Source organism: Cohnella hashimotonis, assembly GCF_030014955.1.
Taxonomy (GTDB): Bacteria; Bacillota; Bacilli; order Paenibacillales; family Paenibacillaceae; genus Cohnella; species Cohnella hashimotonis.
On record NZ_JAGRPV010000001.1, the window covers coordinates 6,130,424 to 6,156,902 of the forward strand.

Annotated in this window: 17 protein-coding genes; 3 read left to right on the plus strand and 14 right to left on the minus strand. The window is 60.3% G+C overall.

The window, feature by feature from the left end; all coding sequences use genetic code 11:
* Positions 1–338: 338 nt before the first annotated feature.
* The 6 genes from KB449_RS24675 to KB449_RS24700 all read right to left on the minus strand — a co-directional run bounded on the left by KB449_RS24675 (position 339) and on the right by KB449_RS24700 (position 10,593).
* The gene (locus KB449_RS24675) at positions 339–3,734 is read right to left on the minus strand and encodes an alpha-amylase family glycosyl hydrolase (RefSeq protein ID WP_282910903.1); all 3,396 of its coding nucleotides are present in this window, start codon (positions 3,732–3,734) and stop codon (positions 339–341) included.
* A gap of 368 nt (positions 3,735–4,102) precedes the next feature.
* A complete protein-coding gene (locus KB449_RS24680) occupies positions 4,103–4,861 on the minus strand; it encodes a phytanoyl-CoA dioxygenase family protein (RefSeq protein ID WP_282910904.1) in 759 nt (252 codons plus the stop codon).
* Between the two features lie 17 nt (positions 4,862–4,878).
* Entirely contained in the window at positions 4,879–6,264 is a 1,386-nt protein-coding gene (locus KB449_RS24685) for a class I adenylate-forming enzyme family protein (RefSeq protein WP_282910905.1), read from the minus strand.
* A gap of 16 nt (positions 6,265–6,280) precedes the next feature.
* Positions 6,281–7,669: a hypothetical protein gene (locus KB449_RS24690; protein WP_282910906.1), complete on the minus strand. Its 1,389-nt coding sequence runs from the start codon at positions 7,667–7,669 to the stop codon at positions 6,281–6,283.
* A complete protein-coding gene (locus KB449_RS24695) occupies positions 7,653–9,077 on the minus strand; it encodes an alpha/beta hydrolase (RefSeq protein ID WP_350356242.1) in 1,425 nt (474 codons plus the stop codon). The genes KB449_RS24690 and KB449_RS24695 overlap by 17 nt, the downstream gene beginning before the upstream one ends.
* A 241-nt stretch (positions 9,078–9,318) precedes the next feature.
* Positions 9,319–10,593, minus strand: a complete 1,275-nt coding sequence (locus KB449_RS24700; protein ID WP_282910908.1) for an MFS transporter — start codon at positions 10,591–10,593, stop codon at positions 9,319–9,321.
* Positions 10,594–10,773: 180 nt separating this feature from the next.
* Here KB449_RS24700 and KB449_RS24705 point away from each other — a divergent pair, with 180 nt between their 5' ends.
* Positions 10,774–11,700, plus strand: coding sequence for a LacI family DNA-binding transcriptional regulator (locus KB449_RS24705; RefSeq protein ID WP_282910909.1), 927 nt, complete (start codon positions 10,774–10,776; stop codon positions 11,698–11,700).
* Positions 11,701–11,961: 261 nt separating this feature from the next.
* Positions 11,962–14,121, plus strand: coding sequence for an alpha-amylase family glycosyl hydrolase (locus KB449_RS24710; protein ID WP_282910910.1), 2,160 nt, complete (start codon positions 11,962–11,964; stop codon positions 14,119–14,121).
* A gap of 77 nt (positions 14,122–14,198) precedes the next feature.
* Here the strand turns inward: KB449_RS24710 and KB449_RS24715 are convergent, their stop codons facing one another.
* The 8 genes from KB449_RS24715 to KB449_RS24750 all read right to left on the minus strand — a co-directional run bounded on the left by KB449_RS24715 (position 14,199) and on the right by KB449_RS24750 (position 24,997).
* A complete protein-coding gene (locus KB449_RS24715; RefSeq protein ID WP_282910911.1) occupies positions 14,199–16,205 on the minus strand; it encodes an ABC transporter ATP-binding protein in 2,007 nt (668 codons plus the stop codon).
* A gap of 16 nt (positions 16,206–16,221) precedes the next feature.
* The gene (locus tag KB449_RS24720; RefSeq protein WP_282910912.1) at positions 16,222–16,749 is read right to left on the minus strand and encodes a TlpA family protein disulfide reductase; all 528 of its coding nucleotides are present in this window, start codon (positions 16,747–16,749) and stop codon (positions 16,222–16,224) included.
* 15 nt (positions 16,750–16,764) lie between these two features.
* Positions 16,765–17,271 carry a MauE/DoxX family redox-associated membrane protein gene (locus KB449_RS24725; protein WP_282910913.1) on the minus strand — a complete coding sequence of 169 codons (507 nt, stop codon included), beginning with the start codon at positions 17,269–17,271 and terminating at the stop codon, positions 16,765–16,767.
* A gap of 334 nt (positions 17,272–17,605) precedes the next feature.
* A complete protein-coding gene (locus tag KB449_RS24730; RefSeq protein ID WP_282910914.1) occupies positions 17,606–19,633 on the minus strand; it encodes a methyl-accepting chemotaxis protein in 2,028 nt (675 codons plus the stop codon).
* A gap of 73 nt (positions 19,634–19,706) precedes the next feature.
* A complete protein-coding gene (locus KB449_RS24735; RefSeq protein WP_282910915.1) occupies positions 19,707–21,428 on the minus strand; it encodes an alpha-amylase family glycosyl hydrolase in 1,722 nt (573 codons plus the stop codon).
* Positions 21,425–22,261, minus strand: a complete 837-nt coding sequence (locus KB449_RS24740) for a sugar ABC transporter permease (protein WP_282910916.1) — start codon at positions 22,259–22,261, stop codon at positions 21,425–21,427. The genes KB449_RS24735 and KB449_RS24740 overlap by 4 nt, the downstream gene beginning before the upstream one ends.
* On the minus strand, positions 22,258–23,568 hold the full coding sequence (locus KB449_RS24745; protein WP_282910917.1) for a carbohydrate ABC transporter permease: 1,311 nt from the start codon (positions 23,566–23,568) through the stop codon (positions 22,258–22,260). The genes KB449_RS24740 and KB449_RS24745 overlap by 4 nt, the downstream gene beginning before the upstream one ends.
* A gap of 88 nt (positions 23,569–23,656) precedes the next feature.
* Positions 23,657–24,997, minus strand: coding sequence for a sugar ABC transporter substrate-binding protein (locus KB449_RS24750; RefSeq protein WP_282910918.1), 1,341 nt, complete (start codon positions 24,995–24,997; stop codon positions 23,657–23,659).
* A gap of 450 nt (positions 24,998–25,447) precedes the next feature.
* Here KB449_RS24750 and KB449_RS24755 point away from each other — a divergent pair, with 450 nt between their 5' ends.
* Entirely contained in the window at positions 25,448–26,476 is a 1,029-nt protein-coding gene (locus KB449_RS24755) for a LacI family DNA-binding transcriptional regulator (protein ID WP_282910919.1), read from the plus strand.
* Positions 26,477–26,479: the final 3 nt, after the last annotated feature.

Sequence of the window (26,479 nt, forward strand, 5' to 3'; positions counted from 1 at the left end):
AAGCCGAAGACCGCCTTCCTGGCCCAGATGCCGAAGCTGTCTTTCCTGATCCGGATGCCGAAGCCGCCTTTCCTAGCCCGGATAGTGGTCAAAAGGCAGTTATTTTCGCAAAATGCCCTTACTCGTCCAAGATAGTGGTCAAAAGGCAACTATTCAGAGCCTCGTGGCTTCATCGAGCAGCTTTGGACAAAATTAAATGCCTTTTAACCGTTAATGCCGACTCAACACCCGCTTTCATCCGATTTAGTTGCCTTTTAGCAATTATCCGCCGCCCCCCCACACAGCGCAAAAGCCTGCCGCTCCCATTTGGGAACGGACAGGCTTTTTTGCTTACAGTCTTAAAGATCCTTCCACCGCGCCACGGTCATGTTCACCGTCTGCGCGCCGCCGCTCGGCGTCAGCGTGCGGTTCGCGATATCCGCTCCGCTGGACGTCGATTCTACCGATGCCCATGTGCCGCGCGTCAGCTTGTACGTGTACGCCGTGCCCGGCGTCAGGCTCAGCGTGATGCTGTACACGCCATCGGTGCCCTTCGTCAGCTGATAAGCCGGATCGGATGCATTCCAGCTGTTGAAGCTGCCCGACAGATACACCGGCCCGCTCGCCGGCGTGTTCGACGGCACCGTCACGCGGAACGTCACGCTGTCCGCCTGCGGCTCGCCCGCCGTCTTCGTGCCGCCGACCAGCGTCCATACGCCGCTGTCGAAGTGATAGTTGCTGCCGCCGTTGCTGTCCCACGTGCCGCTGCCGTTATTGAACGCCGCCGTAAGGCCGGCCGCGCCGCTCAGCGGAATTGTGATCGACTTGTAGCCCGGATACGTCGTCGATGCCGTCATTTGTACGCCGGGCGACGTCGTCCATGTCGTCGAATTGTCCAGCTTGTAGTGGATGTAGGCATTCGTATACGCCGTGTTCTTGTAGTAGATCGTCACGCTGCCGCTGCCCGCAGGCGTCGTGACCGTCGCCGCCGCGCTCGCCGCCGAGGCATTGCCTGCAGCGTCCAGCGCCTTGACCGTGTAGCTGTAGGTCGTGCCGGCCGCGGCCGTGCTGTCCGTGTACGACGTTGCGTTGCCTGCCGCGCTGCCGATCTTCGTACCGCCGCGGTATACGTCATAAGCCGTCACGCCGACATTGTCGGTCGACGCCGTCCACGTGACGTTAACCGTCGTCGCGGACGTCGCCGTCGCGGTCACGCTGCCCGGCACCGTCGGCGCCTGGTTGTCGACGTTCGGCGCGCCCGCCGCGATGTTGCCCGTCGGCGTGTACGTCCACGTGCCGACGCCGAACAGATAGTTTTGCGAGTTGTTGCTGTCCCACGTGCCGCTGCCGTTGTTGAAGCAAGCTTCGAGTTGGGTCGCCGTGCCGATGTTGATCGTGATCTTGTTGTAGCCGGATACCTCGGAGACCGGCATCGCCACGCCCGGCGCGGTCGTCCATGTGCCGCCGACCGGACGGTAATGGATGTAAGGCGTCGCGAAGCCCTGCTTGTAGTAAATCGTCACGTTGTTGCCTGCCGACGTCGTCGCCGATGCCGCCGCGCTGAACGCCGACAGATTGCCCGCCGCGTCCTTCGCCTTTACCGTGTAGCTGTAGGCGGTGGCGGCCGCCAGTCCCGTGTCGGTGTAAGACGTGCCTGTAGCCGTGCCGACCAACATGCCGCCGCGGTAAACCTCATAGCCCGTAACGCCGACGTTGTCGGTTGAAGCGCTCCAGGTTACCTGGATGCTGGACGAACTCTGCGCAGTCGCGGCCACATTTTGCGGCACGCTCGGCGCCGTCGTGTCCGGCTGGCCGGTCGTCGCCGAAGCCGAAGCGCTCGCCGCCGATACATTGCCCGCCGCATCCTTCGCCTTCACGGTATAGGTGTACGTCGTGTTGGCGGTCAGGCCCGAATCCGTGTACGTCGTGCCGGTCGCCGTGCCGACGAGCGTGCCGCCGCGGTACACTTCATAGCCGGTCACGCCTACGTTGTCGGTCGAGGCCGTCCAGTTCAATTGCACGCCGGTCGTGCCTTGCACCGTAGCGGTCAAGCCCGTCGGCGCGGTAGGCGCCTGCGTATCGGACAGCGCCTTGGCGTATACCTTGGCCACGTTCGCGCCCAGCGAGACGGTGATCTGTTTGCCTGTTGCGCCGCCGGATTGAACCGTGACCGTGTCGGACGTGTTAAGCTGATTGACCAGCACCGTGCCGACGGTCAGTGTGCTCTCCGCACGCAACGGAATCGTGATGGTCTGCGTGCCGCTGGATGCGTTGCTGAACGTCGAGATGACTTCCTGGCCGACGTTCGCGCCGCTGTCCATACGCCGGGAGAAGGCGTACACATTTTGCGCGGACCACATCTCGCGCTGCGTTCCCTTGCGTAGCGCCTCGTAATTTTTGCGGATCTGATTCAGCTTGGCCACGTATTGGAACGTGCTCGCATTCTCGTCGAAGTAGTTGGTGATGATATTGCCGCTCGCGTCGCGCTTCACCATCGACCAGCGGTTCCACGTATCCGCGATGCCGCCGCCGATGATCGCGCCGTTGCCGTTGCCCTTGTTCTGCTCGGTGCCCTGGAAGACGACGGGGACGCCGCGCACGGTGAAGAGGAACGTCAGCGCGTTCTGCAGCTTGGCTACGCTGCCGCCCGCTTCGGTCAGGAACCGGTTGCGGTCGTGGTTGTCGAGGAAGGTGACCATGTGGTTCGCGTTGCCGTTATAGAGGGAGTCCTGGGCCAGCGTGCTCTTGATGTTAGAATCGAACGATTGCCCGTAAGCGAAGCTGTTCAGCACGGAGAAAAACAGCGGGAAGTCGAGCATGCCCCACTCTTTGTTCGTGCCGACCCAGCGGGAAACGAACTCTGCATTGCCGTCGAAGTTCTCTCCGAACGTGTTGACGCCCAGCAGGTTCTGCAGATCGCCGACATCCGTCGGCTTGATCAGCTTGGCCGCATCGACCCGTGCGCCGTCCGCGCCCGTGTAGTCGAACCAGCCCTTAATGGAGTTGAAAATGGCCGACTTGGCTGCCGGTACGTCGAAATCGATGTCGTCCAGACCGGCGAGGTCGTGGTTCTCGATGTAATCCTGCGCCCATTGGGTGTAGTTGCCGTCCACGAGCGACCAGTTGATGTCACCGTTGTGGTGATACCAGGCGGGATTGTTAAAAGGCGCCGCAGGCTGCAGGCTCGGAATGTCATAGTACGCCTGCGTGCCCAGCATGTAGTCGCCGACATGGTTCGGCACGACATCGATGACGACCTTGATGCCGTACGAATGCGCCGTGTCGACGAGCTCCTTGAGCTTTTCCTTCGTGCCGAAATACGGATTGGCCGCGTTCGGATCCTTGACGTTGTAGCCGTGGTAAGCGGTATTCTTGCCCGTGCCGCCGTTCTCGCGGTTCGTCATCTGCGGCTCGGCGACCGGAGAGATCCAGATGGCCGTGTAGCCCATGTTGGCGATGTAAGGCATCTTGTCGATGACGCCCTGCCAGTCGCCGCCCTTCATGTAGCGGAAGTCGTCCTCGACCGTCTCTCCGTAACGAATTGCCGAGCCTGTCGCATTATTCGTCGGATCTCCGTCGTAGAAGCGGTCGACCATGATCTGATAGATGGTGTCGCCCTCGCCGATCGTGCCGATGCTGGCTGCCTGCGCCGGCTTCGGCGCCGTTGTCAGCGCAGGCGCGATCATCGCGAGCAGCAGTACGGCCGCCAGCCAGCGGACCGTGAGATGCCGAAGGATGCTTGTCTTACGAATCATAATAAAGTCCAACCTCCTCAAATGATTAAGCGCTTACAACAACTTGCTCCGTTATTCCCAGCGCGCTCCTTTCTTTTCGGCCCGTCGTTCGGCTGCCTCATAATCTCTCGCAAGAATTAGGGGAACCGGTTTCCCTAGTAACAACATAAATCGTCAGCCAGAAGATGTCAATCCTTGAATCGGAAATCCAGGAAACAAAAATAATAGCTCCTTCGCTGTCGAGAGGCGGCTTGTCTTGTGCCGACGAGCACCGAATCTGATGGCCGCAAACTAAAAAGAAACGGCAGGCTTCCGCCTGCCGCGCCTTATCGACGGCAGCCAGCCGTCTATGAAGCCGCTATCTGTCGCCCCATCCACGCATGCCCTGTTTAGAACACTTGCTCGCTGTATCCCATCAGCCGCCGCCTGCGCGGATTGCTGCGTTGCGCGATCTCTTCGGGCACCCGATAGACGCCGTTGATGTCGTAGGTCATGTGCGGCACGATAAACTTTTTGCGGTAGATAACCTGCTGCACATATCGCGGATCGTCGCTCTGATTGCGCGCGCCCCGGTGCCAGATCTGGCTGTTGAACACGAGGCAGTCGCCCGCTTCCGCCAGAATCGAGATCGCGCCCTGCCCTTTGTATTCGCCAATCTCCTCGGCATGGCGGATAGCTCGACCTGCGCGGTGCGAGCCCGGTACGACCTGGGTCGGCCCCTGATCCTCGGTAACGTCGTCCAGATAATACAGCGCGTTCATGAGAAAAACCGGCATCGGGATGCTCGCGTCAATCTCCGCGCCCTCCGGCAGCGGGAAAAACAACGCCTCGTCGACGTGCCATTTGCTGACACCGTTGTTCCGGGTCGTGCGCATGCCGTTCATGCTGCTCAGCTGGCAGTCGGGACCAAGCACCTTTTCGATAAAGGTGCTGATGACGGGATGATCGACGAGCGCCTCGAAGATCTCGCCCCGCTCGAACATCGGACCTTGCATCATGACGTTGTCGTCCTTGCCTTCGAAAGCCTGCCGGATGCCTTCCTTGAGCGCGGCCGCCTGGCCGCGATCCAGCACGCCTTTGAACAATACGTAGCCGTCCTTGTGGAGCTGCTCCAGCTCTTTGGCAAAGTGCGTAGCGAGCGTCGTCATGTTGATTCCGCCTCTCTTCATCCGTTTAGATTGGGATTACCTTCCTGCGCCTGCGGCTTGCGAATTTTTTTGAGCCGGTTGCTTGTGAGCGATTCCCTGGTAATGACGATCTTCTGCGGAATCTTGTGGGCAGGCAGCTTATCCCGGCAAAATGTCCATATGCGCCTGCGCAGTTCGCCGAGGCTCGGCTCCATATCCTCGCGCAACTTCACGGTCGCCATCACCATCTGCCCCGTGATGCCGCTCGTCTCCGCGCTGACGACGACCTCCTCGATGCCGGCCAGCTCCTGGAGCACGCTCTCCACCTCCGCCGGATATACTTTTTCCCCGCCGACGTTGATGATCTCCGAGCGCCGCCCGAGGATACGGATATAGCCGTCCTCTACGACGGCTTCGTCGCCCGTACGCAGCCAGCCGTCCTCGGTGAACGGGTCGGGCGCGTTCAGATAGCCGATCATGGCGGATTCCGCCTTGATCTCGAGCAGACCGTCTACGATCCGATACGAAGCCCCGTCTCCCTGCAGCGAGAACAGCAGCGAATCCGAGCTCTTGGACTTCGTCTTGAGCACGCCCAGTTCGGACATGCCGTAAGCCTGCACGGCGCGAACATCCGGAAACGCCGCGTTCCAGGCGGCCAGCGTGTGTACCGGCATTACCTCGGAGCCGTAGGAGACCACCTTCAGGCTACTGAGATCGTGCATGCGATGCGCGCCGCTCAGGAGCAGCAAATTCATGAAGGTGGGCGAGACCGGCAGCGCCTCGATCCCGTACCGCTCGATCGTCCGGCATACCTCCTCCGGCGATCGGTCTTTCAGTACGTGCAGGCAGCCGCCGTTGGCAAGCGTGGTCAGCATCGTGTTCATGCCGCCGATATGGTCGAACATCATGAAGGGAATCGTCTTCGCGGCACGGCCCTCCGCGCGGAACTTCGCCAGCAGCCGGTCCGCGCGGTGCACCGCCGCCTTGCTCCTGCCCGTCGAGCCCGAGGAAAATAGGACGAGTCCCGGCACGCGCTGGAGGAGCAGTCCAAGCAGCAAAGGGTGGCGGACTTCCGCGCCCTCCCTGCGGCGTATCGACAGTCCCGCTTCGTCCGCGCCGATCCTGACCTGCGCTTCCCCGATGTCCAAATATTCCTCGATTTTCGCCGCTACCAGGCTTCCGTCGATCGGAAGCACGACGCAAGACTGGCCAAGGAGGGCGAATACGGCGGCAGCCGCATAGGGCGAATATTCGGTCTCCAGCGAGACGACCGCGCGCTCGATCCCCTCGGCCTGCAGCCGTTCTCTCATCGTCCCGATCTGCGCGCCCAGCCAGGCGTACGAATACGCCCGATCCCGCCAGACCAGCGCAGTCCTGTCTCCGAACCGCCGGAAACGCTCCGTCAGCATGCTGTATTCTTGCATAGCTTAGCGCTCCTCCTCAGCCCGCCTCGGGCAGCCTCTCGAGCAAATAACCGACCAGCGTGTCGACCGTACGGTAAGGGCTGTCGGGCACGGATGCCGCAGCGATATCGGATAGCGCGATGCCGCAGCCGAGCGCTTCCTCGATGCCTTGCTCGACGGATGCGAGCAGCGAGACGAGCCCGAGCGAGTCGAGGTTCCCGTTGCGCCCGTAGAGCGGCGCTTCGGCGCCGAGCTCGACTGGAACAGCGCCGCCTTGGAAACGGTTCAGGTCCTCGCAGCTGTCGAGCACGATCCGCAGGATCGTTTCGCGTCGGCCGTCCGGGCCGCGCGCATCGGACCGCTGCCGCTTGGCGAACAGCCCGGCGCCGCGAGCGTCCGCCCAGAGCATCTCGTACAGCCGGTGCTCACGCTTCGCCAGCGCCTCCAGCGCAACGCCCAGCTTCGCCATTCGTTCGGCGGCCGCCCGGCCTTGCAGCTGTTTGTGAGCATCCTCCCAATCCGCTACGATGGCATCGAATGCCGCGGCATGGCCGTCGAACGGCGAGCCTAGCGTCTCCGCCGCCTCCCGCAGCAGATCGCGGAAAAAGTACCGGCTCCATCGCATGTCGAACACGAAGGCCGACAACGCGCCGAGCGCCGCCGCGCCTTCGGCCAAGCTGCGGTGCAGCTGTCCGAGCAGACGTCTGGTTACCGCGTAGCCGAAATAATACGTTCGCGCTTCTTCCGCGACTTCCCGTGCCGACAAAAACTCGTGCGCATGCGTGGCCACCGCCTGCAGCAGCTGCTCCTCATAGGCAGAACACTTCGCGTCGTCGGCAGCGGCGATGCCTATGGAGCAGTACGAATGTAGCTCCTCCTTGCGCTTCGCGTTCGCCAGCTCGGGAATCGCCTTGTTGCCCTTCCAGAAATCGTCGAACGCCTGCAGCGACAGCGGACCGGCGTAGCGCGCGGGCACCGGATCATACACGTGCAGCCGCGTCTCCTCGATGCCGTATACCGCGAGCCAATGATCGACGAGGTACTGGCGGGAGCCGGGATCTACGAGCTTCTCAATATACTTGGGCGACAGATAATCTTCGCAATGAGGCAGGTAATAGCTGGTGCCGGTGACCAGGAACAGCTCGCCTTCGCCAATGAGCCGTTGCCCTTCCCGCAGGCCTTCCTCGAGGCTCGCGAACTCCGTCTTGCCCGTCTGGCGCCAGACCGCTTCCGCGTAATCCAGCTTGTTAAAATAGGTTTTCACGAGCCCCGTGTCCGAGCAGGCCGGCACGCCGTAGAGCCGCGCGGCCGCGAGCAGCCCGAGCCCGCTCCGGATGCCCTGCCGCCTCAGCACCTCGCGGACGAGCGGGAGATTGCACGGATAGTAATAGGGAATGTCCATCAGCGGTTCAAATGGTCGAATCATCATGATCCCTCCCTTCCGCCGCGCGGTACGGCGTCTCTTCCCAGCGGGCGACCTCGCAATGCAGCGAGATATCTTCGGAAGCCCGGAACGTACGGTTTGGCATGACGCCGCCCGCTGCGTCCGTCTCGAACTTGCGGAATCCCTTCGTGAAACGAAAGCGAAAGCCCGTATCCCTCGGCACCCGGAATCGTCCGGCATAGCGGTTCCCGCCCGCATGGGCGAGCCGCATGCCCATGCCGCCATAGATGGCGGCGGGCGGCGCAGCCTCAGGCGGCACGTCGGCGGTCATCTCGACGACGACGCGATCGGACAGCGCGGGAACGACGGTGTAGACACCGGTTGCCACGAGCCCGCCGGACGTCAAGGTCAATGTCGTCGTACCCGGGCTCAGCGGTATTAACGTCCCGTCGGGCAGCGCCTTCAGCACCGACGGGTCGCCGACGCGGTATTCGCCGTTAAGTACGCTCATCACGAAGCCGCTGTCGTAACCGAGTACGGCATTGACTTGCGCCCGGTGTCCGCCCGTCAAGCCAATCTCGGTCCGGCCGCGGAGCTCGAGCGAAGCTGGCGTGCCCATGCGACCGAACATGAACAGCAGCGGAATATGCACCCGATCGCCCCAGTCGGTCTCCTGATGGGCGGCATCGGCCTGCTCGAGATATGCGAGATCCTCGCCGTAGCGAAAGCCCTCCCCGAGCAGCTCGACCGCCACATCGCGAACATGCCTCGGAAGGAACAGTCCTTCCGCATCCCCGATGTCCATCCATACTTTGACGGGGGGACGGCCCCGGCAAGGCCTGTAAAGACGCTCTTCGCGCAGCCCCGACGGCGTGCTGTCGTCCAGCTGCGCCTTGACGAAATACGGCGACAGCATCATAAGCTTGCCGAACACGTCGGGATGGCGGAACCCCATATGGTACGTGCACAGACCGCCGGCGGACGAGCCGAGCAAGCCTGTATTCGCGGGGTCCGGCAGCGTGCGGAACCGGGCGTCGATATACGGCTTCACCTCGTTGACGACAAAGTCTTCATAATCGAGACCCGCGCACCGAACGACGTCCGCTTCCTCGGCCGGCGCCTTGAAGTGATAATATTCGTTGGCCTCCGCCGGCCTGACATGGGCGATGGCGACAATGATGATTCCTTCCATCAGACCTTCCCCGATCAACCGGTCGGCTGCGCGATGGATGCGCCAGGACTCTGTGCCTGGCGCCGCTGGGTCGAAGGCGCGCTGTCCCGCGTGCATGTACAGCACGGGATAGTGCCTGGACGTCTCCCCCTCGTAGCCCGGGGGCAAGTATACGAATAACCTCCTTTCGTTGTCTAAACGGCTGGCGCGAAATCCCTCTACCGTCAGTATTGCAGCTTGAAGCGGCAAGTCTCTCCCTCCCGTCCGGTGATCTTCCAAGCTTCTCTGCTCTTCTCTCCTCTTCCCTTCTTTTGCTCCTCCTTCCGCATCTCCCGGCTCCGCGTCAAATCGCGCCACGTCAAAAAACCCCGCTGTCCCGAAACGATACCGGGAAAACGGGGTTGTTTTTAAAACATGACAACCATGTTTTAAAAAGTCATGGCCCTCAGATTGTGCATGGATGATGCACCTCAAATTTAATACAAATTGTATAATTTGTAAATATTTATTTTTAGACAGACTATCGGTATGTGCGGATCGGCTTCAACAGCGCGGCGGCGACTATGCCCAGTACGAGCAGCACCATACCGAGGACGGCAAGCACATGTCCCGCGCCCCAACGGTCGGCGAGCATAGAGACGGCTGCCAGCGACAACGTGGGGGCTACGCTCGTAATGGCGCCCAGCGTACCGTATATTCTCCCCTGCAGCTCGCCGCGAACCTCCGTTTTCAGGATGATCTGGACCATCATCGAGCAAAAAGCAAACAGCAGGCCGCCAAGCAGGATGAGCGGCAGCGCCAGCAATGGCGACGAAATGAAGGCGACTACGGCGTAAAGCGGCCCGAGCGGCAGCAGACCTGCGAATACGAGCCGCCCACGCCTTCCCAGCCGTCGTCCGAAACCAAGAATGATCCCGGCCCCGGCCAGATAACCGAGGGGAATGCACATCTCGAGCAGACCGAACTCGATCGGATTAGCCCGCCACTTGCCGACCGCGATCACCTGCACAAGCATGATGGCGCTCAGAAAAAAGGCGGACAACAGCGGCGAGAGGAGCACGATCGAGCGAATGAGCGCATCCCGCCGCATATAGGCGAGTCCGCCGCGCCAGTCTTCGAGGAACGAAGGCTTATGCTCGGCTGTCGCGCGCTCAACGCGGGGAAATCCCCGGGTCAGCAGCGTGCAGACGGCGGAGAACAGAAAGGCGGCGGCGGTCGTCAAAATGGCGGCGAGTCCGCCGAATGCGGAGACGACGATGCCCGCGACGGCCAGACCGGATATGCGCGCGGCATTGTCGGCGATATGGATGGCGCTCGCGGCCTGCTGGACGCGCGCCGGACCGACGATCGCCGTCGTCGAAGCGTGGAAGGCCGGGCTGAGCAGCAGGCTGCAAAACATGGACAATGAAGCGAGGACGAGCAGCGTCGGAAACGGCGCATGCAGGACAAACAGGGAGACTGCAAGGATCGCCGCAATCGCGCTGCGCGACAGCTCGGAGAACAGCATCAGGCGCCGGCGGTCGAAGCGGTCCGCGATCGTCCCCGCGAACGAGCCGAACAGAAATCCGACGCTCAGGTAGCAGATCTGAACGGCGGCCATTCGCTGCGCGCTTCCCGTCGTCTGCAGCACCCACAGGCTGATGGCGATGCCGTTGAAGCTGTCGCCGAACACGGACACCGTATAGCCGGTCAACAGCCGCATGAACGAGCCGTTGCGCCAGACCGGCAGCGCCTCGGCGGCGGCCGTCGGTCCCGCCTGCCGGCGGGCGTCAGCGGCTTGAATCGGCGCTTGCATACGCATTCCCCCCTTAGCAAAGGCTTCGATTCAAAATCAACTTAATCGTTTAAGTTTCTTTAGTATAGGGAATCATCCTAAAAATGTCAATCCGGTTTTTGCACGTTTGACAGGCTCTCGGGAGGCCCTCTATGATAGATCTATTACGCGAATTGGAACGGAAACGAGGTGGTGCCGCCCATGAAAAAACCGACGCTTAAAGACGTCGCCAAGGAAGCAGGCGTCTCCGTCGCCACGGTGAGCTACGTCCTGAACGACGTTGCGCACCAGACGATCCCCGACGAGACCAAGCGTCGCGTCCTCGAGGCGGTCGGCAAGCTGAATTACGTACAAAATCTCGCCGCCCGCTCGCTGTCCTCCGGCCGGACGCAGCTGCTGGGCGTCCTGCTGGTGGGCAGCGAGCGCGATCTCGTCTCCAAGTACATCAGCTACGGCAAATTCATCGACGAGCTGGAGCGGATGAGCAAACCGAAGGGCTACCACCTCATGACGTCGCAGATCGACCCGGTGAACCCCAACTTTGCCATCATCGCCGAACGCAAGCTGGACGGCGTCTTCCTGGTCGACGCTCGGGAAGGCTCGTTTTATTCGGTCTCCGAGAAGTTCCCCTACGGTTCGCCGCTCGTGCTGGTGGACGGCAACATCGAAGATCCGCTGTTCCGCAGGCTCATGCCCGATTTTAGCCAACTGTTCGGGCTTGTCCGCGAGACATTCGCCGGCAGTCCCTACGCCGTAATTTGCGAGAGCTATCATAACCGTTCTATGACCGAGTCACTGGCCGCTGCAGCCGATGTTCCTCCGGAGCGGATGCTTGCCTTGGACGCCGACGGGGACCTGACCGCCTTTCTGGCACGCAACGAAGGACTGCCGCTAGTCGTGTTCAACGAGTTCGTTGCGATGCGGCTGCTCGGCCGTGTCGATCCGTCCGCCATGATCGTCGTCTGCGCCTCCGAAGCGCCCGGTTACCTGCCGGAAGGCATTCGCCTCCTTGTCCTTGAGGATTCCAAGGCGTCGGTCGCCTACGCGACGATGGAACAGCTGCTTCACAGGCCTTACGAGCCCGAGGATCAGATTCGCAAATTCCGCTTCAGAACGTTCACGTCATAAAGTCGTTATTTTTTTATTGACAAAATGACCAACATTTTCTTATTATTAGGTCGCCAATCATAATTTGAGGGCACTGCTTTTTAAACCTGACGGTTTAAAACAACCCCGGTAACTCCTCTCGGAGCTGCCGGGGTTTTTGCCGTTGCAAAAAAGGAGGTGTCGCGGGCACGGGCCGCGACAGATCGCGGACGGAACATTTGTAATTTTGCAAACGCTTTAGGCACGTCCAAAGCATCTATACGAGGAAAGGTGGATTTTCTCATGTACGCATGGTTTAAAAAGAGCCTGACCGCCGCCGCCATCGCCGCGCTGCTCGTCGCAGGTATCGCTGCTCCGGGCGCCCCGATCGGCACGGCTTCGGCCGCCGCGGATACCGCCGTATCCAACAAACAGAATTTCAGCACGGACGTCATCTATCAGATCTTTACCGACCGCTTCTACGACGGCAATACGTCCAATAACCCTTCGGGCTCGACCTTCAGCTCCGGCTGCACGAACAAGCGCGTATATTGCGGCGGCGACTGGCAGGGCATCACCGACAAGATCAACGCCAACTATTTTACCGATATGGGCATCACGGCGCTGTGGATCTCCCAGCCGGTCGAGAATATCTATGCCGCGGTTACCTACACCGGCGTGACCAACGCTTCCTATCACGGCTACTGGGCACGGGATTTCAAGAAGACGAATCCTTATTACGGCAGCTTCACGGACCTGCAGAACCTGATTAATGCCGCGCACGCCAAGGGCATCAAAATCGTCATCGACTTCGCCCCGAACCATACGTCGCCCGCGATGGAGACCGACACCACGTTCGCCGAAAACGGCAAGCTGTACAACAACGGCACGCTGCTGGGCGGTTACACGAGCGACACCAACGGCTACTTCCACCACAACGGCGGCTCCGACTTCTCCAGCCTCGAGAACGGCATCTACAAGAATTTGTACGACCTCGCCGATATCGAACAGCAGAACAGCACCCTCGACACGTATTTCAAGGACGCGATCAAAGTATGGCTCGACCTCGGCGTGGACGGCATTCGCGTCGACGCGGTCAAGCATATGTCGATGGGCTGGCAGAAAAACTGGCTCTCCTCCATCTACGGCTACCAGCCCGTATTCGTTTTCGGCGAGTGGTTCCTCGGATCCGCCGCGGCGGACGCGGACAACACCAAATTCGCCAACGATTCCGGCATGAGCCTGCTCGATTTCCGATTCAACGCGAAGGTGCGCAACGTCTTCCGCGACAACACGGATACGATGTACGGCCTGGACTCCATGCTCTCTGCGACGGCGACCGACTACGCCCAGGTATCGGATCAGGTCACCTTCATCGACAATCACGACATGGAACGCTTCAAGAGCAGCGCCGTCAGCAACCGCCGGCTCGAGCAGGCGCTCGCCTTCACGCTGACGTCTCGCGGCGTGCCGGCTATCTACTACGGCACGGAGCAATACATGACGGGCGGCACCGATCCGGACAACCGCGCCATGATGTCCTCCTTCTCGACGTCCACGACGGCATTTAACGTCATTAAGGCGCTGGCGCCGCTTCGCAAGTCCAACCCGGCGATCGCCTACGGGACGACCCAGCAGCGCTGGATCAACAACGACGTGTACGTCTACGAGCGCAAGTTCGGCAGCAGCGTGGCGGTCGTCGCCATCAACCGCAGCGCCAGCGCTTCCGCCTCGATCGCCGGACTGATCACGTCGCTCCCGGCGGGCACCTATAGCGATGCGCTCGGCGGCCTGCTCGGCGGCGGCGGCATCACGGCCGGCAGCGGCGGCGCCGTGAGCACCTTCACGCTTGCCGCCGGCGGCGTGGCAGTATGGCAGTCGACGCCGGCCACGACGACGCCCGCCATCGGCCATGTCGGCCCGGTCATGGGCAAGGCGGGCAACACCGTCACGATCGACGGCCGCGGCTTCGGCACGACCAAGGGAACCGTATACTTCGGTACCACCGCGGTGACGGGCACGAGCATCGTCTCCTGGGAAGATACCCAGATCAAGGCGATCGTTCCCGCAGTAGCGGCCGGCAAGTACACCGTCAAGGTGCGCACCTCCGGCGCCGTCGACAGCAACGCCTACAACGGCTTCAACATTTTGAGCGGCGACCAGGTCTCGATCCGCTTCATCGTGCAGAACGCGACGACCTCGCTCGGCGAGAACGTCTACCTCACCGGCAGCGTTTCCGAGCTCGGCAACTGGGCGCCCGCTTCCGCGGTCGGCCCGATCTTCAATCAAATCATCGCCGCTTATCCGAACTGGTACTACGACGTCAGCGTACCGGCGAACACGGCGCTGCAGTTCAAGTTCCTCAAGAAAAACGGCTCGACCGTCACCTGGGAGGGCGGCTCGAACCATACGTTCACGACGCCTTCGAGCGGAACGGCGACCGTGACGGTGAGCTGGCAATAACAGAAGCTTAGGCGCAAAGCGTATTCAAAAAGAGGAGAAGCGGGATGATCCGCCTCTCCTCTTTTGGCTTCGCTTCTTTAACCCTGACCGGAAGACGCAAGCGGCCTTGAATCGTTCATTTTCAAGTACCATTTGGCTTGCGTCGCGTACATCCTCGCGTACTCGCCGCCGTCCCGCATCAATTCGTCGTGCGTTCCCCGCTCGACGAGCCGGCCGTCCCGGAGCACGAGGATGAGGTCGGCGAAGCGGCAGCTGCCCAACCTGTGGGACACCATCAGCGTCGTCTTGCCCGCCGCCAGCCGCGCGAATCGCTCGAACAGCTGCGCCTCGGCGATCGGGTCCATAGCGGATGTTGGCTCGTCCAGCACGATGTAAGGCGCGTCCTTGAAAAACGCCCGGCTTAAGGCGATTTTCTGCCATTGGCCGTAAGACAGCTCGCGTCCGTCCTGGAACATCGCGCCGAGCGGCGTCGCAAAGCCCTGCGGAAGCCGGGCGATGAACTCGCCGGCTCCCGCTCGGGACGCGGCAGTCTCCGCACGCGCGAGATCTTCCAGCCGCTCCGGATCGCCGAGCCCGATGCTCTGCTGCGCGGAGAACTGGAAACGCACGAAGTCCTGGAATACCGCGCCGAACTTGCCGTACCGCTCCCGGCCCGCGCCGATTCGCGTCCCGCCGAGGGAGACGGCGCCCTCCTCCGGCTCGTACAAGCCCATGATGCATTTAACCAGCGTGCTCTTGCCCGCGCCGTTGCCGCCGACGATCGCGATCGTCCGGCCTGCGGGCGCGTCGAAGCTGATATCGCGGAGCGTCGGCTCGGCTTGTCCCGGATAGGTAAAGGTCAAGCCGCGCACGGATATCCCTGCCGGATCTCGCCCGCTGGCGGAGCTGACGGGTATCCGGCAGCTCCCGGACCCGCCGCTTCGCTCAGTAAAGAGCCGTTCCGCGTCGCCCTGTATAGGCTCGCTCCGATCAGCCTCGCGAGACGCCTTCTTTCTGCGCTTCGTTTCACCCTCGTCCGCCTCGCCGTTTTCCGCTTTGCGGCGTTCCGCATCGTCCCGCTCCGTGCCGGTCTCCTCCGGCAGCGCCAGAAACGCCAGCCACTCGTTCATGAACAGCATCTCCTCATGAATGCGGGACAGGTTGACGACGGCGATGATGAGCTGGTGCCTCGTCGTTGCGAGCGCCTGTGTCAACGCAGCAAAGTGGCCTAGCGTCAAGGCGCCGCGCACGGTCAGAAACAGCAAATAAAACGCGGTCCCCGTCGTCACGGCCATCGAGAACGTTTCGGTCCAAAACTGCTTGAGCAGCGATCTTTTTTCCAGCGCGATCCGCTCCCCCGCATTGACCCAGTACAGCGTCCGCCACTGCTCCTTCATGTATCCGAACAGGTCGAACACCCGCATCTCTTTGGCCGCTTCGCGGCCTTTGAGCAGCTCGGCGAAGTATTCGGCTCTGCGGCTGGCTGGCGTCTGGTGCACGATCTGGCGGTATTTCTGCTGCCCGATCCGGATGTTTACGAGAAAAATCGGGATCACGAGCAGCAGCATCCCAAGCGCCAGAGAATAATGCAGGCTCGCCAATATGGCCAGAAAACCCGCGATCGTAAACACGCTCTGCAGCAGCTGGAAGCCGTGCTCCAGAATCGAAACGCCGCGGTACTCCACGCCCTTGGATACCCGCTGCAGCTTGTCGTAATAGTCCGGCTGGTCGAAATATACGAGCGGGAGCCGCGCGCATTTGTCGATGACGGAGCGATTCAGCTCGAAGTTCGCCTTCTGCTTGGTCGCAGCCAGGACATAGGCGCCGCCGAAGCGAATCGCATGCTCCAGCGCGAATGTCGCTCCCTGCAATCCCAGCAGCAGGCCGGCCCGGCTCCAGCCGCCCGGCTCCTGCCTTGCGGCGGCTGCGACCGCGTCGATCAGCGCCTGCGTCCAGTACAGCTGCAGCGAAGGGATCGCAGCCTGCAGCAAGTGCACGGCGACGGAAGCGGCGAACAGGCGCGGAGACAGCCGCCAAAGCAGCGGCAGCACGCGCGTGAAAAAGATTTTGAGCGTCGGCGCAACGGGAGACGTCTTCATGGTCATCGTCGTCTGCACCGCGTCATGCCGATCTTCGCAGCGCTTTTTTCCCCGTCGCGATCAGGTGCTCCAGATGTGCGGCTTCATGGAAAATGCCTTTGGACAGCACCGTTCCGTCCCCCGCCAAATAGTATGCGAACGGCACGCCAGGCACCTCGTACGCGCCCAGATCGTCCACGAACGTCGCCGTTAGCGCGGTTGCATGCGCCTGCATGATCGGCTCGCCTTCTTCCTCCGTAGCGAGCATATACAATTCGAAGCGATGCCTCGGATGACGTTTGCTGAACTGCTCGACAACCGGATATACCTGCTTGCAGGCATGGCAATCGGCGGCCGTAAAGATGGCGAAGAAACCCGCCGGCGGCTGTTCTCCGCCCGCGATGCGTTCTGCGCGGGAAGCGAGCGGAAACGGCGCGCCCACGGGCAGCCCGCGATCGGATGCAGGCAGCGAGATCCGGTACAGCCGCTTCATCATGGCGAGAACCGCGTATGCCAGCAGCGCTACCAACGCCCAGAGCGTCCAATAGGATAAAAAGAAAAAATCGGACAATACCGTCCCTCCCGACTACAGAGTTAAGCCTGACTTACGGTGCCTGGCGATCGACGAAAGCAGCACGTACGCCGCCAGCAGGCCTGCCGACGCCAACGCCATGCATACCAGGTCCGGCGGCGCGACGGCCAGCAGGCTCCGGCCGTCCGCTTCCAGCAGCGCGTAAACGACAAGCGCGGCGCACGCCGCGACCCGGACGTACGTGCGAGTCCCGAGATCCTCCTGCAGCGCGCTGCCGAAGCAGCCGCAGTCGATATGCCGGCCTCTCGCCTGCCAGGCCGCGCCGCTGAAGGCGACCAGCAGCGCCAACAGCAGGACGGCGCCGTAAAGCCGGGTGCCCGCCGGCAGCAGCAGCGCCGCTCCCGCAGCCTCCGCCGCAGGCACCGCGACCGCCGTGACGGCAGCCGTCCCGCTCAGCCCCAGCTCCGCGAGCGTCGTCCGGAACGCCCGCCGGTCCACTGCCTTGGTCGCCGCCGAAAAACCGAAAATGCAGCATAACAATACGATGGCGAATTCGGGCATATCATCATCCCCCTTTCTCTCGGTCAAACGGGTAACCGCCGATGCATGCGGTTATGAACGACAAAGGGATAGGGTCTCCCCTATCCCCTCGCGCTACTAGGACGAGCAGCAGCCGGCGTAAACGTCGCTTCCGTCGGAATAATGGTACCAGAGCACCTTGGTTCCATTGCTGCACTTCTTCGTGTAATCGCACCAGCTGTACAAATAAGACATTACGACTCCTCCTCTCGGAATATGGCGGACCGCGTGCCAGGCTGCTTCAAGCATTTTTGGTAGCGGTCTCATTAATAAATTACCATATTATCATTATTATGTAAATAAAAAACTTAATCGATTAAGTCTTTTTTTGATCGAACATCTTCAACTGCGCGATCAGCTGTTGCGACAGCGACTCCAGCTCGTCGGAGAGCGTTACGAGGCTGGCGCTGACACCCAGCTGGCCGGAGGTCATCCTCGCGACAGCCTCCGACGAGGCCGCGGATTGCTCCGATACGGTGCTCACCGTGCCGATCGCCTCCACAAGCGCCCGCTGCGAACCGTCCAGCTCGACAATAGACGCCGAGGATTGCGCCAGCTCCTCCGCAAATTCACTCATTTCGCGTTTGACGCCGCCGAAAATATCGGCCGCCTCCTTGACGGCCCTTCCCTGCTCATGCAGCACCGGAGACACCGCGCCCAGCTCGGCGACCGTCGCGTCGATCTCCTGCCGGATATCGCCGATAATGCGCGATACGATCGCGATCGACGACTTGGATTCGGCCGCCAGACGGCGGATCTCGTCCGCCACGACGGCGAAGCTCTTGCCGTAGGCCCCCGCGCGCGACGCTTCAATCGAAGCGTTCAGCGACAGGATATTCGTCTGCTGCGACATCTCGTTAATGACGTTAAGTACGGTCTGAATCGAGCCTGCGCGCTCCTTGAGCTTGCCGACGCGCGCCGCCAGCGAGCCGGACAGCCGCTCGGTCTCCTCGGTCCTGCCGATGAGCTCCGCCATATAAGCGGTACCGCGTCCGCTGATCTGCTGCACGCGTCCGGCCGACGATTCAAGACGCGTATTCGTATCGGTCGCGATTCGGAGTTTGGCGCCGATCGTCTCGGTCTGCCGGATGCCACGCTCGGCCTCAGTCGCCAAACTGGACGCGCCGGACGCAATCTGGCCGGTCACCGAGGCGATATCGCCCGCCGTGGCGGCCGTCTCCTGCGAGACCGCCTTCAGCTCCTTCGCGGAGCTGACGAGGCGAAGCGCCGACTCGTTCGTTCGGCCGACGAGCGCGCCGATCTGTTCCATCATCCGGTTGAAGTTCCCGGACAGCCGCCCGATCTCGTTGCTGCGCCTATAGTCCATGCGGACCGACAGATCGCCTTTCTCTCCTCGCTCCATCAGCGCGCACAGCCGCTCCAGCGGGTTGCCCACCAGACGTATTAGGAGATAGCCGATGGCGATCGCGGCGACGGCTGCGGCGGCGATCATCCATACGGTCAGGCTGAGAATCGCCTTGGAGTCGCGCTCCAGCTCCCCGAGCGGCACCGAGCCTACGAGCTCCCAGGATGCCAGCCTGGACGGCTCATTAAGTACCAGACGGTCTCCATTCCATGCTGGAGGCGCCTGCTCGATCAGCGAGGCATCCGCAGCGTAGACGACCTTGCCGTCGTTCGCGATGACACGCATCTCGCCCGTCTCGCCAATTTTGAAGTTGGCGAAGGCATCGCTCAGCAGCTTGCTTTTCAGCTCGATCAGCAGGATGAATTCGGCGTCCGGATGCTGCAGGTTTTTCATCAGACGACCGAACGTCACCGAAGGTTCGGGGGAGTAGTCGAACAACCCCTTGCTCATCGTCGGCACGTACACGATCTCTCCCTTGGCTTCCGCCATCTTCCGCAGCCACGCCTTGCTGCCATCGGAGACCTGGAGCGCGCTCGCGCCCGTCGAAGACAATGCCCCCGTATTGTCCAGCGTCTTCGGCACGATGCGGATGGACATCATGTTGGGCTCGGCGGACAGCATGCTGTTGAACCGGTCGACGATGCGATCCTGTGCCGCCTGCTTCTCTCCCAGAGGTACATCGGTCCTAGAAAAGGCGACGAGATCCTGACGCAGCGAGGTGTCGACCATGAATTGACGGCTGAGCCCCCCGTACATCGACAGCAGGAAATCGAGCTTGTCCCTCGCTTGCTGCAGCGTCTGCTGCGACGAGAGCGACATTTTGTCCCGGATGATGCTTTTGGCCAGCTGATAGGAGCTAAGACCGAGCGCCGTTACGATGACGACGATGCTGGCAAACACGATGCCCAGCATTTGGACCCCCAGCGACTTGCGCTTCTCTCTCCATGTTTGTCCGAGCGAACGGGTGACGACAGCCATGCCCAGGTCTCCTTTTTTAATGAAATAAGGGTAAAAAAAGAGCCGCTCCCTTGCGGAATGCGGCCTTCTGCTCTCACTGCAAAATCGCTGTGCCATAGGGCGGCAGCCGCAGCTTGCCGTCCGCGAACGCGGTCGACTCGCTGTCGGTGGCAAAGCGTACGCCGCTGACGGAGCTTGCGCCGCCGACGTTTAGATCGACGGTCCGCGCCTCGCCCGTCAGATTGTGCACGACGAGCAGCGCCGCAGACGCGCTTACCCGTGCGAAGGCGAGTAAGCCGCTCTCCTCGATATCGAACGGAGCGAAGCCTCCGTCCCCGAGCGCCGGCTCCTCGTTGCGCCAGCCGATCAGCAGCTTGTATCGGCTGAGCAGCGAATCCGGATCGTCGAGCTGCTCCTCCACGGACGGCGTATCATCATTTTGAGTCGCGAGCTCCCACGACGTCTGGTCGTCCGACTTGCCGTCCTTTTTCCAGAGCATCGGCTCCCGGATGCGTTCGTCCGGCTTGGCGCCCTTCATCCCGATCTCTTCGCCGTAATAAAGGAACGGATTGCCCGGCAGCGTCAGCAAGAGGGCCGCTGCCAGCTTGGCCCGCTCGACGTCGCCGCCAAGCTCGCTCATGACGCGGTTCTGGTCGTGATTGCCCAGAAACGGCGCGTCCACAAACCGGCCACCGGACACTTTACTATAGTAGGCAAGCTGACGCGCCAGCACCGAGTCAAGCGAGGAGGCGTCGCCCGTCTTGACCGCGTCCAGCACGAGCTTTGCCGCCTCGAAGTTCAGCGCCGAATCCAGCGCCTTGTCGAGGAAGGGGCCGACGACCGCGGTCGTGTCCCATACCTCGCCGACGAGATACGGCTCGCGCCCGTTCTCCGAGATGCCCTGGCGGAATTGCTGCCACCAGGCGACGTTCTTCCGCGAGGTCGCGGGATCGGCGGACGACGATTGGAAGTCTTCGTATACATGCTTGGCGGCATCCAGACGGTAGCCGTCCAGGCCCAGCCCGAGCCAGTATTGTCCGATCCTGATCAGTTCCTCGCGCACGTCCGGGCTGTCCAAGTTCAGATCCGGCATCCGATCCGAGAATACGCCGAGATAAGAACTGCCGGATGGCCCATGGTGCCACACTGCCTGTCCCCACGGACCGAGCGCGGATACGTCCGCCCCGTCCGAGGCCCACTTGTACCAATCCCGCTTGACGCTCCTCTCGCCGCCGGCGGAATCGGCGAACCAGGGATGCCGGCTGCTCGTATGGTTCAAGACCAGGTCCATGATGACCTGGATGCCTCGATCGTGCGCCTCCGCGAGCAGCGTCTTCAGGTCGTCGACCGTCCCATAGTCGGGGTTGATGGCGTAATAATCGGTTACATCATAACCGTGGTACGAGGGGGACGGAGTGATCGGCATGAGCCAGATCCCCTTGATGCCGAGCTGCTGCAGGTAATCCAGCTTGTCCGTGACGCCTTGCAGATCGCCGATGCCGTCGCCGTCCGAATCGCTGAACGAGCGTACGAATATTTCGTAGAATACGCCGGCGCTTGGACCCATCGCCGGCGCATTCGCCTCGCCGAGCGTGACTGCCCCCGCACCCGATGCAGAGGCGGAAGGCGTAAGGGACGCCGAAGCGGAAGCAGACGCCGGAACGGAAACGGACGAACCCGCGGGCAACGCCTCGCCGCTTGCGTCGCCGCCCGGCGCATCGGCCCCTTCGCAGCCCGCAAGCCATACCGTCCCCGCCATGCACACGCTCAGGGCCAGTGCCAGCGGGCGACGCGCCCCGCTCCGCCGGCGCCTCATCCTTTGTCCGCGCCGGACGTCAGGCCTTCAACCAGCAGCCGCTGGAAGATAATGAAGATGACCACGACCGGAATCGAGACGAGCACGGAGCCTGCCGCAAAGACGGTGAATTCCGTCGATGTCTGCGTGTTGACCATGTTGAACAAGCCGACCGCCAGCGTCTGCTTGGCCTCCGTCCGAAGCACCGTCTGCGCGAAAATGAACTCGCTGAACGTGCCGGCGAACGAAGTGACCGCCATGTAAACGACAAGCGGGCGGGATAGCGGCAGCAAAATGCGGAGGAACACGCCCCAGTTGCTTGCGCCGTCGATGATGGCGGCTTCCTCGAGACTTTTGGGAATCGTATCGAAGTAACCCTTCACGAGCAGATAGCCGACGGCTGCACCGGCCGAGGACACCATGATCAGCGCCGTGTGCGTATTGAGCAGCTTCATGTTCAACAGCAGCACGTATACCGCCGTCAAGCTGAGAAACGACGGGAACAGACCGATGATGAACAGGCCGCTCATGATCGACTTGCGCGATTTGAACCGGAACCGAGAGAAGGCGTAGCCGGTCAGCAGTTGGAAGAATACGCTGAGCACCATCGTCGTGAGCGAGATTTTGAGCGAGTTCATGTACCAGCGTCCGAACTGGAACTTCTCGAACAGCTCCTTGTAGTGAATGACCGTCCACTTCTCGGGGATCAACGTCTCGCTGAACAGCGAGGTACCCGCGCGGAACGAGGACAGGACGATCCAAAGCGCCGGATAGATCGTAAAGACGGCGATCAGAATCAATAGCACGTAGCTGACCGTCAGCCAAGCGTTTTTTCTGAACCGATATCCGCTCATCGCAACAAATCATCCTCTCTGAACGAGCGTGTGCGCCTGAAGCTGAACAGCGCGAAAATCGCGATGATAATAAACAAGAAAATGCTGATGACCGCCGCGAAGTTGTACCTGCCGTTCGTAATCGAGAGGCTGTACAGCCAAGTGATCAATATATCGGTATGTCCCGCGAACTGGTACTCGCTGTTCGTCGGGCCGCCTCCGGACAAGAGGAAGATCACGTTGAAATTGTTGATATTGCCCGCGAATTGTCCGATGAGAATCGGCGACAGGGAGAACATGACGCTCGGGAACGTAATTTTCCGAAATTTATAAAGTGCGGAAGCTCCGTCGACTTCGGAGGCTTCGTACAGGTCGCGGGGAATCGTCGTCAGGATGCCGATTATAAGCAGCATCGAGAGCGGAAATCCAAGCCACAGGTTGACGATGACGATCGTCGCCTTGGCCCAGAACGGATCGGACAGCCACTCCGGGCCGACGATTCCGAACTTGAGCAGGGTCGAGTTGATCGGTCCGAATTGGGCGTTGAACAAATTGCGCATGATCAGCAGCGACAAAAAGGCGGGAATCGCGAACGGAACCATATAGATGGCGCGGAAAAACGATTTGAAGCGGATGCCCTTCTGCTGCACGAGCAGCGCGACGGCGAACCCTCCGAAAAAGGTGGTGAACGTGGAAAGCACCGCCCAGGTCATCGTCCACGTGAAGACGCCGAAAAACGTATGCGCCCACTGGCTCAGACTGAACAGATCCTTGAAAGCGCGGAAGCCTTGCCAATCGACCAGCTTGCCCGGCGGCTCGTGCGTATTGTTATAGTTGGTGAATGCGATCATGACAGAAAAAATAATCGGCAGCACGCTGAAAAAGAATACGAAGATCAACGGAATCGTAATGATTAAGTGCGCGAACTTTTTGTCCGGAATATAGCGAAGCGTCTGCTTGATATTATTAAGCGTCTTTCCTTCTTCGCGCAGCTTGCCTCCGCGATAGGCGTCGATCGCGTTCATGACGAGCAAATAGGCAAAAAGCGCGAAAATGAAGAGCATGATGAGCCCTTCAATCATCAAAAAGATCGAGTGGTCGCCCTTGACGGGCTTGTAAATCTTGCCGACCAGCACAAGCTTCTGCTGCGTCTCTCCGAGCGTGGTGATTCCCCAGATCGCATGATGCCAATTGTTGATCGTAAAGTAGACCGCGAACGCGTAGAAAGCGGCGAACGCCGATCCTTTTACGAATTGTCGGTTGTAAATTTGGCCCAAGCCCATAAAAACAGACGAGAGCGCTGCTGCCGTAATCCGATGCTGGCGCAATGTCGGACTCTCCTCTCATTGGACAATCACCCGCAGTAGTTTACGGGTGATTGTCGGTTAATCGAACTTCCTGCCTGTCGGAAAAGGATTACTTCGCTTGCTGGATCAGCGTCTTCATGTCGGAGACGGCTTTGTCGAGCGTCGCCTTCACATCCGCATTGTTATCCCAAATTTGCGGATAGACGGCTCCCATGGCGGTCCAGAACGAAGCGGTCTCCGCGATCGAAGGCATCGCCTCAACGTTCTTGAACTGCTCGACGAACGCAGCGACCAGCTCGTTGTCCTTAAGAGCCGGATCCTGATCCAGTCCGTTGCGGGCGGAGACGACGCCGGACATCTGGTACATCTTGATCGCGGCGTCCTGCGAGGAGACGAAGTGGGCGAACAGCTTGGCCGCGTTCGGATATTGCGAGAATTGGCTGACGAAGTAGGCCTGCACGCCGGCGAACGGCTTGGGCGACTTGCCGTTCGGCATCGGAGGCAGCGGCACGGCGCCGACGTCGAAGCCCAGCTTCTCCTTGGTGAACGAACCGAGCTGCCAGATGCCGTCCATGTCGATGGCGAGCTTGCCCTTTTGGAACAGGTCCGTCTTCACGTCCGGCGTCGCGTCGGCCACCTTGAACGGCATTACTTCCTTCATGCTCTGCATGAACTTGAGGCCTTCTACCGAGCCTTCGTTGTTGAGGCCGATGTCGCCCGGATCGGTATTGTTTTTGCCGAATACGTAGCCGCCGTTGCCGCCCATGAATGCGTAGTTGAAGTAGGAGTCGTCGAGCTTCCACATGATGCCGAATTTTTTCTCCGCCGGTACGTTGTACGCTTTTGAGAATGTCTTGATCGCGTCCCAGGAAGCGAGATCCTCGGGTTTGGCAAGGTTTTTGTTATAGAAGAGCAGATAGGTCTCGATATTGCGAGGATAACCGTATAAGATGCCGTCGGTTGCCGTCACCGCATCGACCGCCGTCTTTGCGAAGTTGGCCTGGGTATCTTCGGCGTAGAAGTCGTTCGGAAGAATGACGCCCGCTTGAACGGCGCGGTTCAATTGGTCGTGCGCGAGCATGAACAGGTCCGCGCCGACGCCTGCAGGGCCGTCTTTTACAATTTTATTGAGCGCGTCCGCAGAGCCTACTTTTTGGAATTCGACTTTGATACCATATTTCGCTTCGAATTCTTTGCCCATCGTTTCCAGGAAATCTTTTTGCTCCTGGGCTGCCCATACAACGAGCTTAGCGCCGGCTTCGGGCTCGATGTCCGTCGCTTCCGGCGATGCGGATTCGGACGGCGCCGAAGAAGACGCGGTAGCGGAAGACGACGACGCGGATGCCGACGGCGATGCGTTTCCTCCCTCGTTGTTGCCGCTGCACGCGGCGAGCGATGCGGCCATCAGGGACAGGGCGGATACCAGAATCAAGGATTTGTTTAATTTCACTGCTTTTTCCCCTCTCTTCAGATCGAGTGCAAGCTCGGACACCTTGCGCAAACGTTTGTACTTAAGGGCAAAAAAATGGCGGAACATCGACTTTGAACGATTTGATAACCGTTTAAGTTGTCCCGCATCTCCCTGTCGTTCATTTGGAAGCGCTTTATGTGCCGCACAAATAATATACAACATTTTCCCGGTATGTAAAAACGATCGCGCCTATCAAAAACAGATTCGATCTCCTCGCTTACTTCTATTTTCTCATTAATTCTCTATAATTCTCACTTATTCTAAAATTAGATTTCTTTTTTATTTCATTTATAAAAGCAGGTACGCAGAAATAGTACCGGTTTCCCTAAATGACATTTTTCCAGTCCAAGGTACCGTTTACAAGACTGATGCGTTCATGTAACATAGAATTATTCATTAGTTCAAACGCTTGCATAAGTGGAGGTCGCCATGACAGTCACGATTAAGGACGTCGCCAAGAAGGCGGGCGTATCCCCGTCAACCGTCTCCCGCGTGCTCTCCAATCATCCGCGCATCAGCAAGGAAACGTCGCAGAAGGTGAAGGAGATCGTCGAGGAGCTCGGCTATCATTCGAACATTATGGCCCGCGGGCTCATCAGCAATAAGACGTACACGCTAGGCATGGTGCTGCCGCGTCCGGCGGAGGAGCTGTTTCAGAATCACTTCTTCTCGGAAAGCATCCGGGGCATCACGACCCAGGCTTCCCGCCAAGGCTACGACGTGCTGATGACCGCAGGCAGCTCGGAGCAGGACGAAGTAGAGGCGGTCACGCGTCTGGTCAAGGGGCGGCGCGTCGACGGCATCATTTTGCTGCAATCGCGCAAGAACGATCCTATTATCTCTTTTTTGCAAAAGGAAGCGTTCCCCTTTATTCTGATCGGTCACTACGGGAGCGAGGATATTCTGTGCGTGGATAACGACAACGAGCAGGCCTCCTACGATGCCACCGTCCATCTCATCTCTCAAGGTCACGAGCGGATCGGCTTTGTCAGCGGACCGACCAATCTAACCGTATCCGAGGACCGGCTTAAGGGGTACCAAAAGGCATTGTCCGAGCATGGCCTGCGGATGGAGCCCGACTGGATCGTAGAGGGCGAATTCCTCCAGGAGAGCGGCTATCGGGCGATGGCCTTCTTCATGAACCTGCCGGAGCGGCCGACCGCCTTGGTCGTTATCGACGATATCGTCACCTTTGGCGTCCTGCGGGGACTTACCGAGCTCGGCTACAAAGTACCGGACGACCTGAGTCTGGTCAGCTTCAACAATATCGCGCTTTCCGAGCTGTCGTCGCCTCCGCTCTCCAGCGTCGACATCGGCATCTATCAGCTTGGCTATATGGCCTCGCAGCTGCTCATCCGCCATATCGACGAAGACAAGCCCCAGCAGCTGCGCACGATCGTGCCGCATAAGCTGATCGTCCGCGAATCTTCCGTTAATCTCAGACGCAATTGGAGTTGAACC

Bases quoted from the DNA above. Each gene is read 5' to 3' on its own strand.
- KB449_RS24675 (WP_282910903.1), bottom strand. From the start codon at position 3,734: ATGATTCGTAAGACAAGCATCCTTCGGCATCTCACGGTCCGCTGGCTG.
- KB449_RS24680 (WP_282910904.1), bottom strand. From the start codon at position 4,861: ATGACGACGCTCGCTACGCACTTTGCCAAAGAGCTGGAGCAGCTCCAC.
- KB449_RS24685 (WP_282910905.1), bottom strand. From the start codon at position 6,264: ATGCAAGAATACAGCATGCTGACGGAGCGTTTCCGGCGGTTCGGAGAC.
- KB449_RS24690 (WP_282910906.1), bottom strand. From the start codon at position 7,669: ATGATTCGACCATTTGAACCGCTGATGGACATTCCCTATTACTATCCG.
- KB449_RS24700 (WP_282910908.1), bottom strand. From the start codon at position 10,593: ATGCAAGCGCCGATTCAAGCCGCTGACGCCCGCCGGCAGGCGGGACCG.
- KB449_RS24705 (WP_282910909.1), top strand. From the start codon at position 10,774: ATGAAAAAACCGACGCTTAAAGACGTCGCCAAGGAAGCAGGCGTCTCC.
- KB449_RS24710 (WP_282910910.1), top strand. From the start codon at position 11,962: ATGTACGCATGGTTTAAAAAGAGCCTGACCGCCGCCGCCATCGCCGCG.
- KB449_RS24715 (WP_282910911.1), bottom strand. From the start codon at position 16,205: ATGACCATGAAGACGTCTCCCGTTGCGCCGACGCTCAAAATCTTTTTC.
- KB449_RS24725 (WP_282910913.1), bottom strand. From the start codon at position 17,271: ATGCCCGAATTCGCCATCGTATTGTTATGCTGCATTTTCGGTTTTTCG.
- KB449_RS24730 (WP_282910914.1), bottom strand. From the start codon at position 19,633: ATGGCTGTCGTCACCCGTTCGCTCGGACAAACATGGAGAGAGAAGCGC.
- KB449_RS24735 (WP_282910915.1), bottom strand. From the start codon at position 21,428: ATGAGGCGCCGGCGGAGCGGGGCGCGTCGCCCGCTGGCACTGGCCCTG.
- KB449_RS24740 (WP_282910916.1), bottom strand. From the start codon at position 22,261: ATGAGCGGATATCGGTTCAGAAAAAACGCTTGGCTGACGGTCAGCTAC.
- KB449_RS24755 (WP_282910919.1), top strand. From the start codon at position 25,448: ATGACAGTCACGATTAAGGACGTCGCCAAGAAGGCGGGCGTATCCCCG.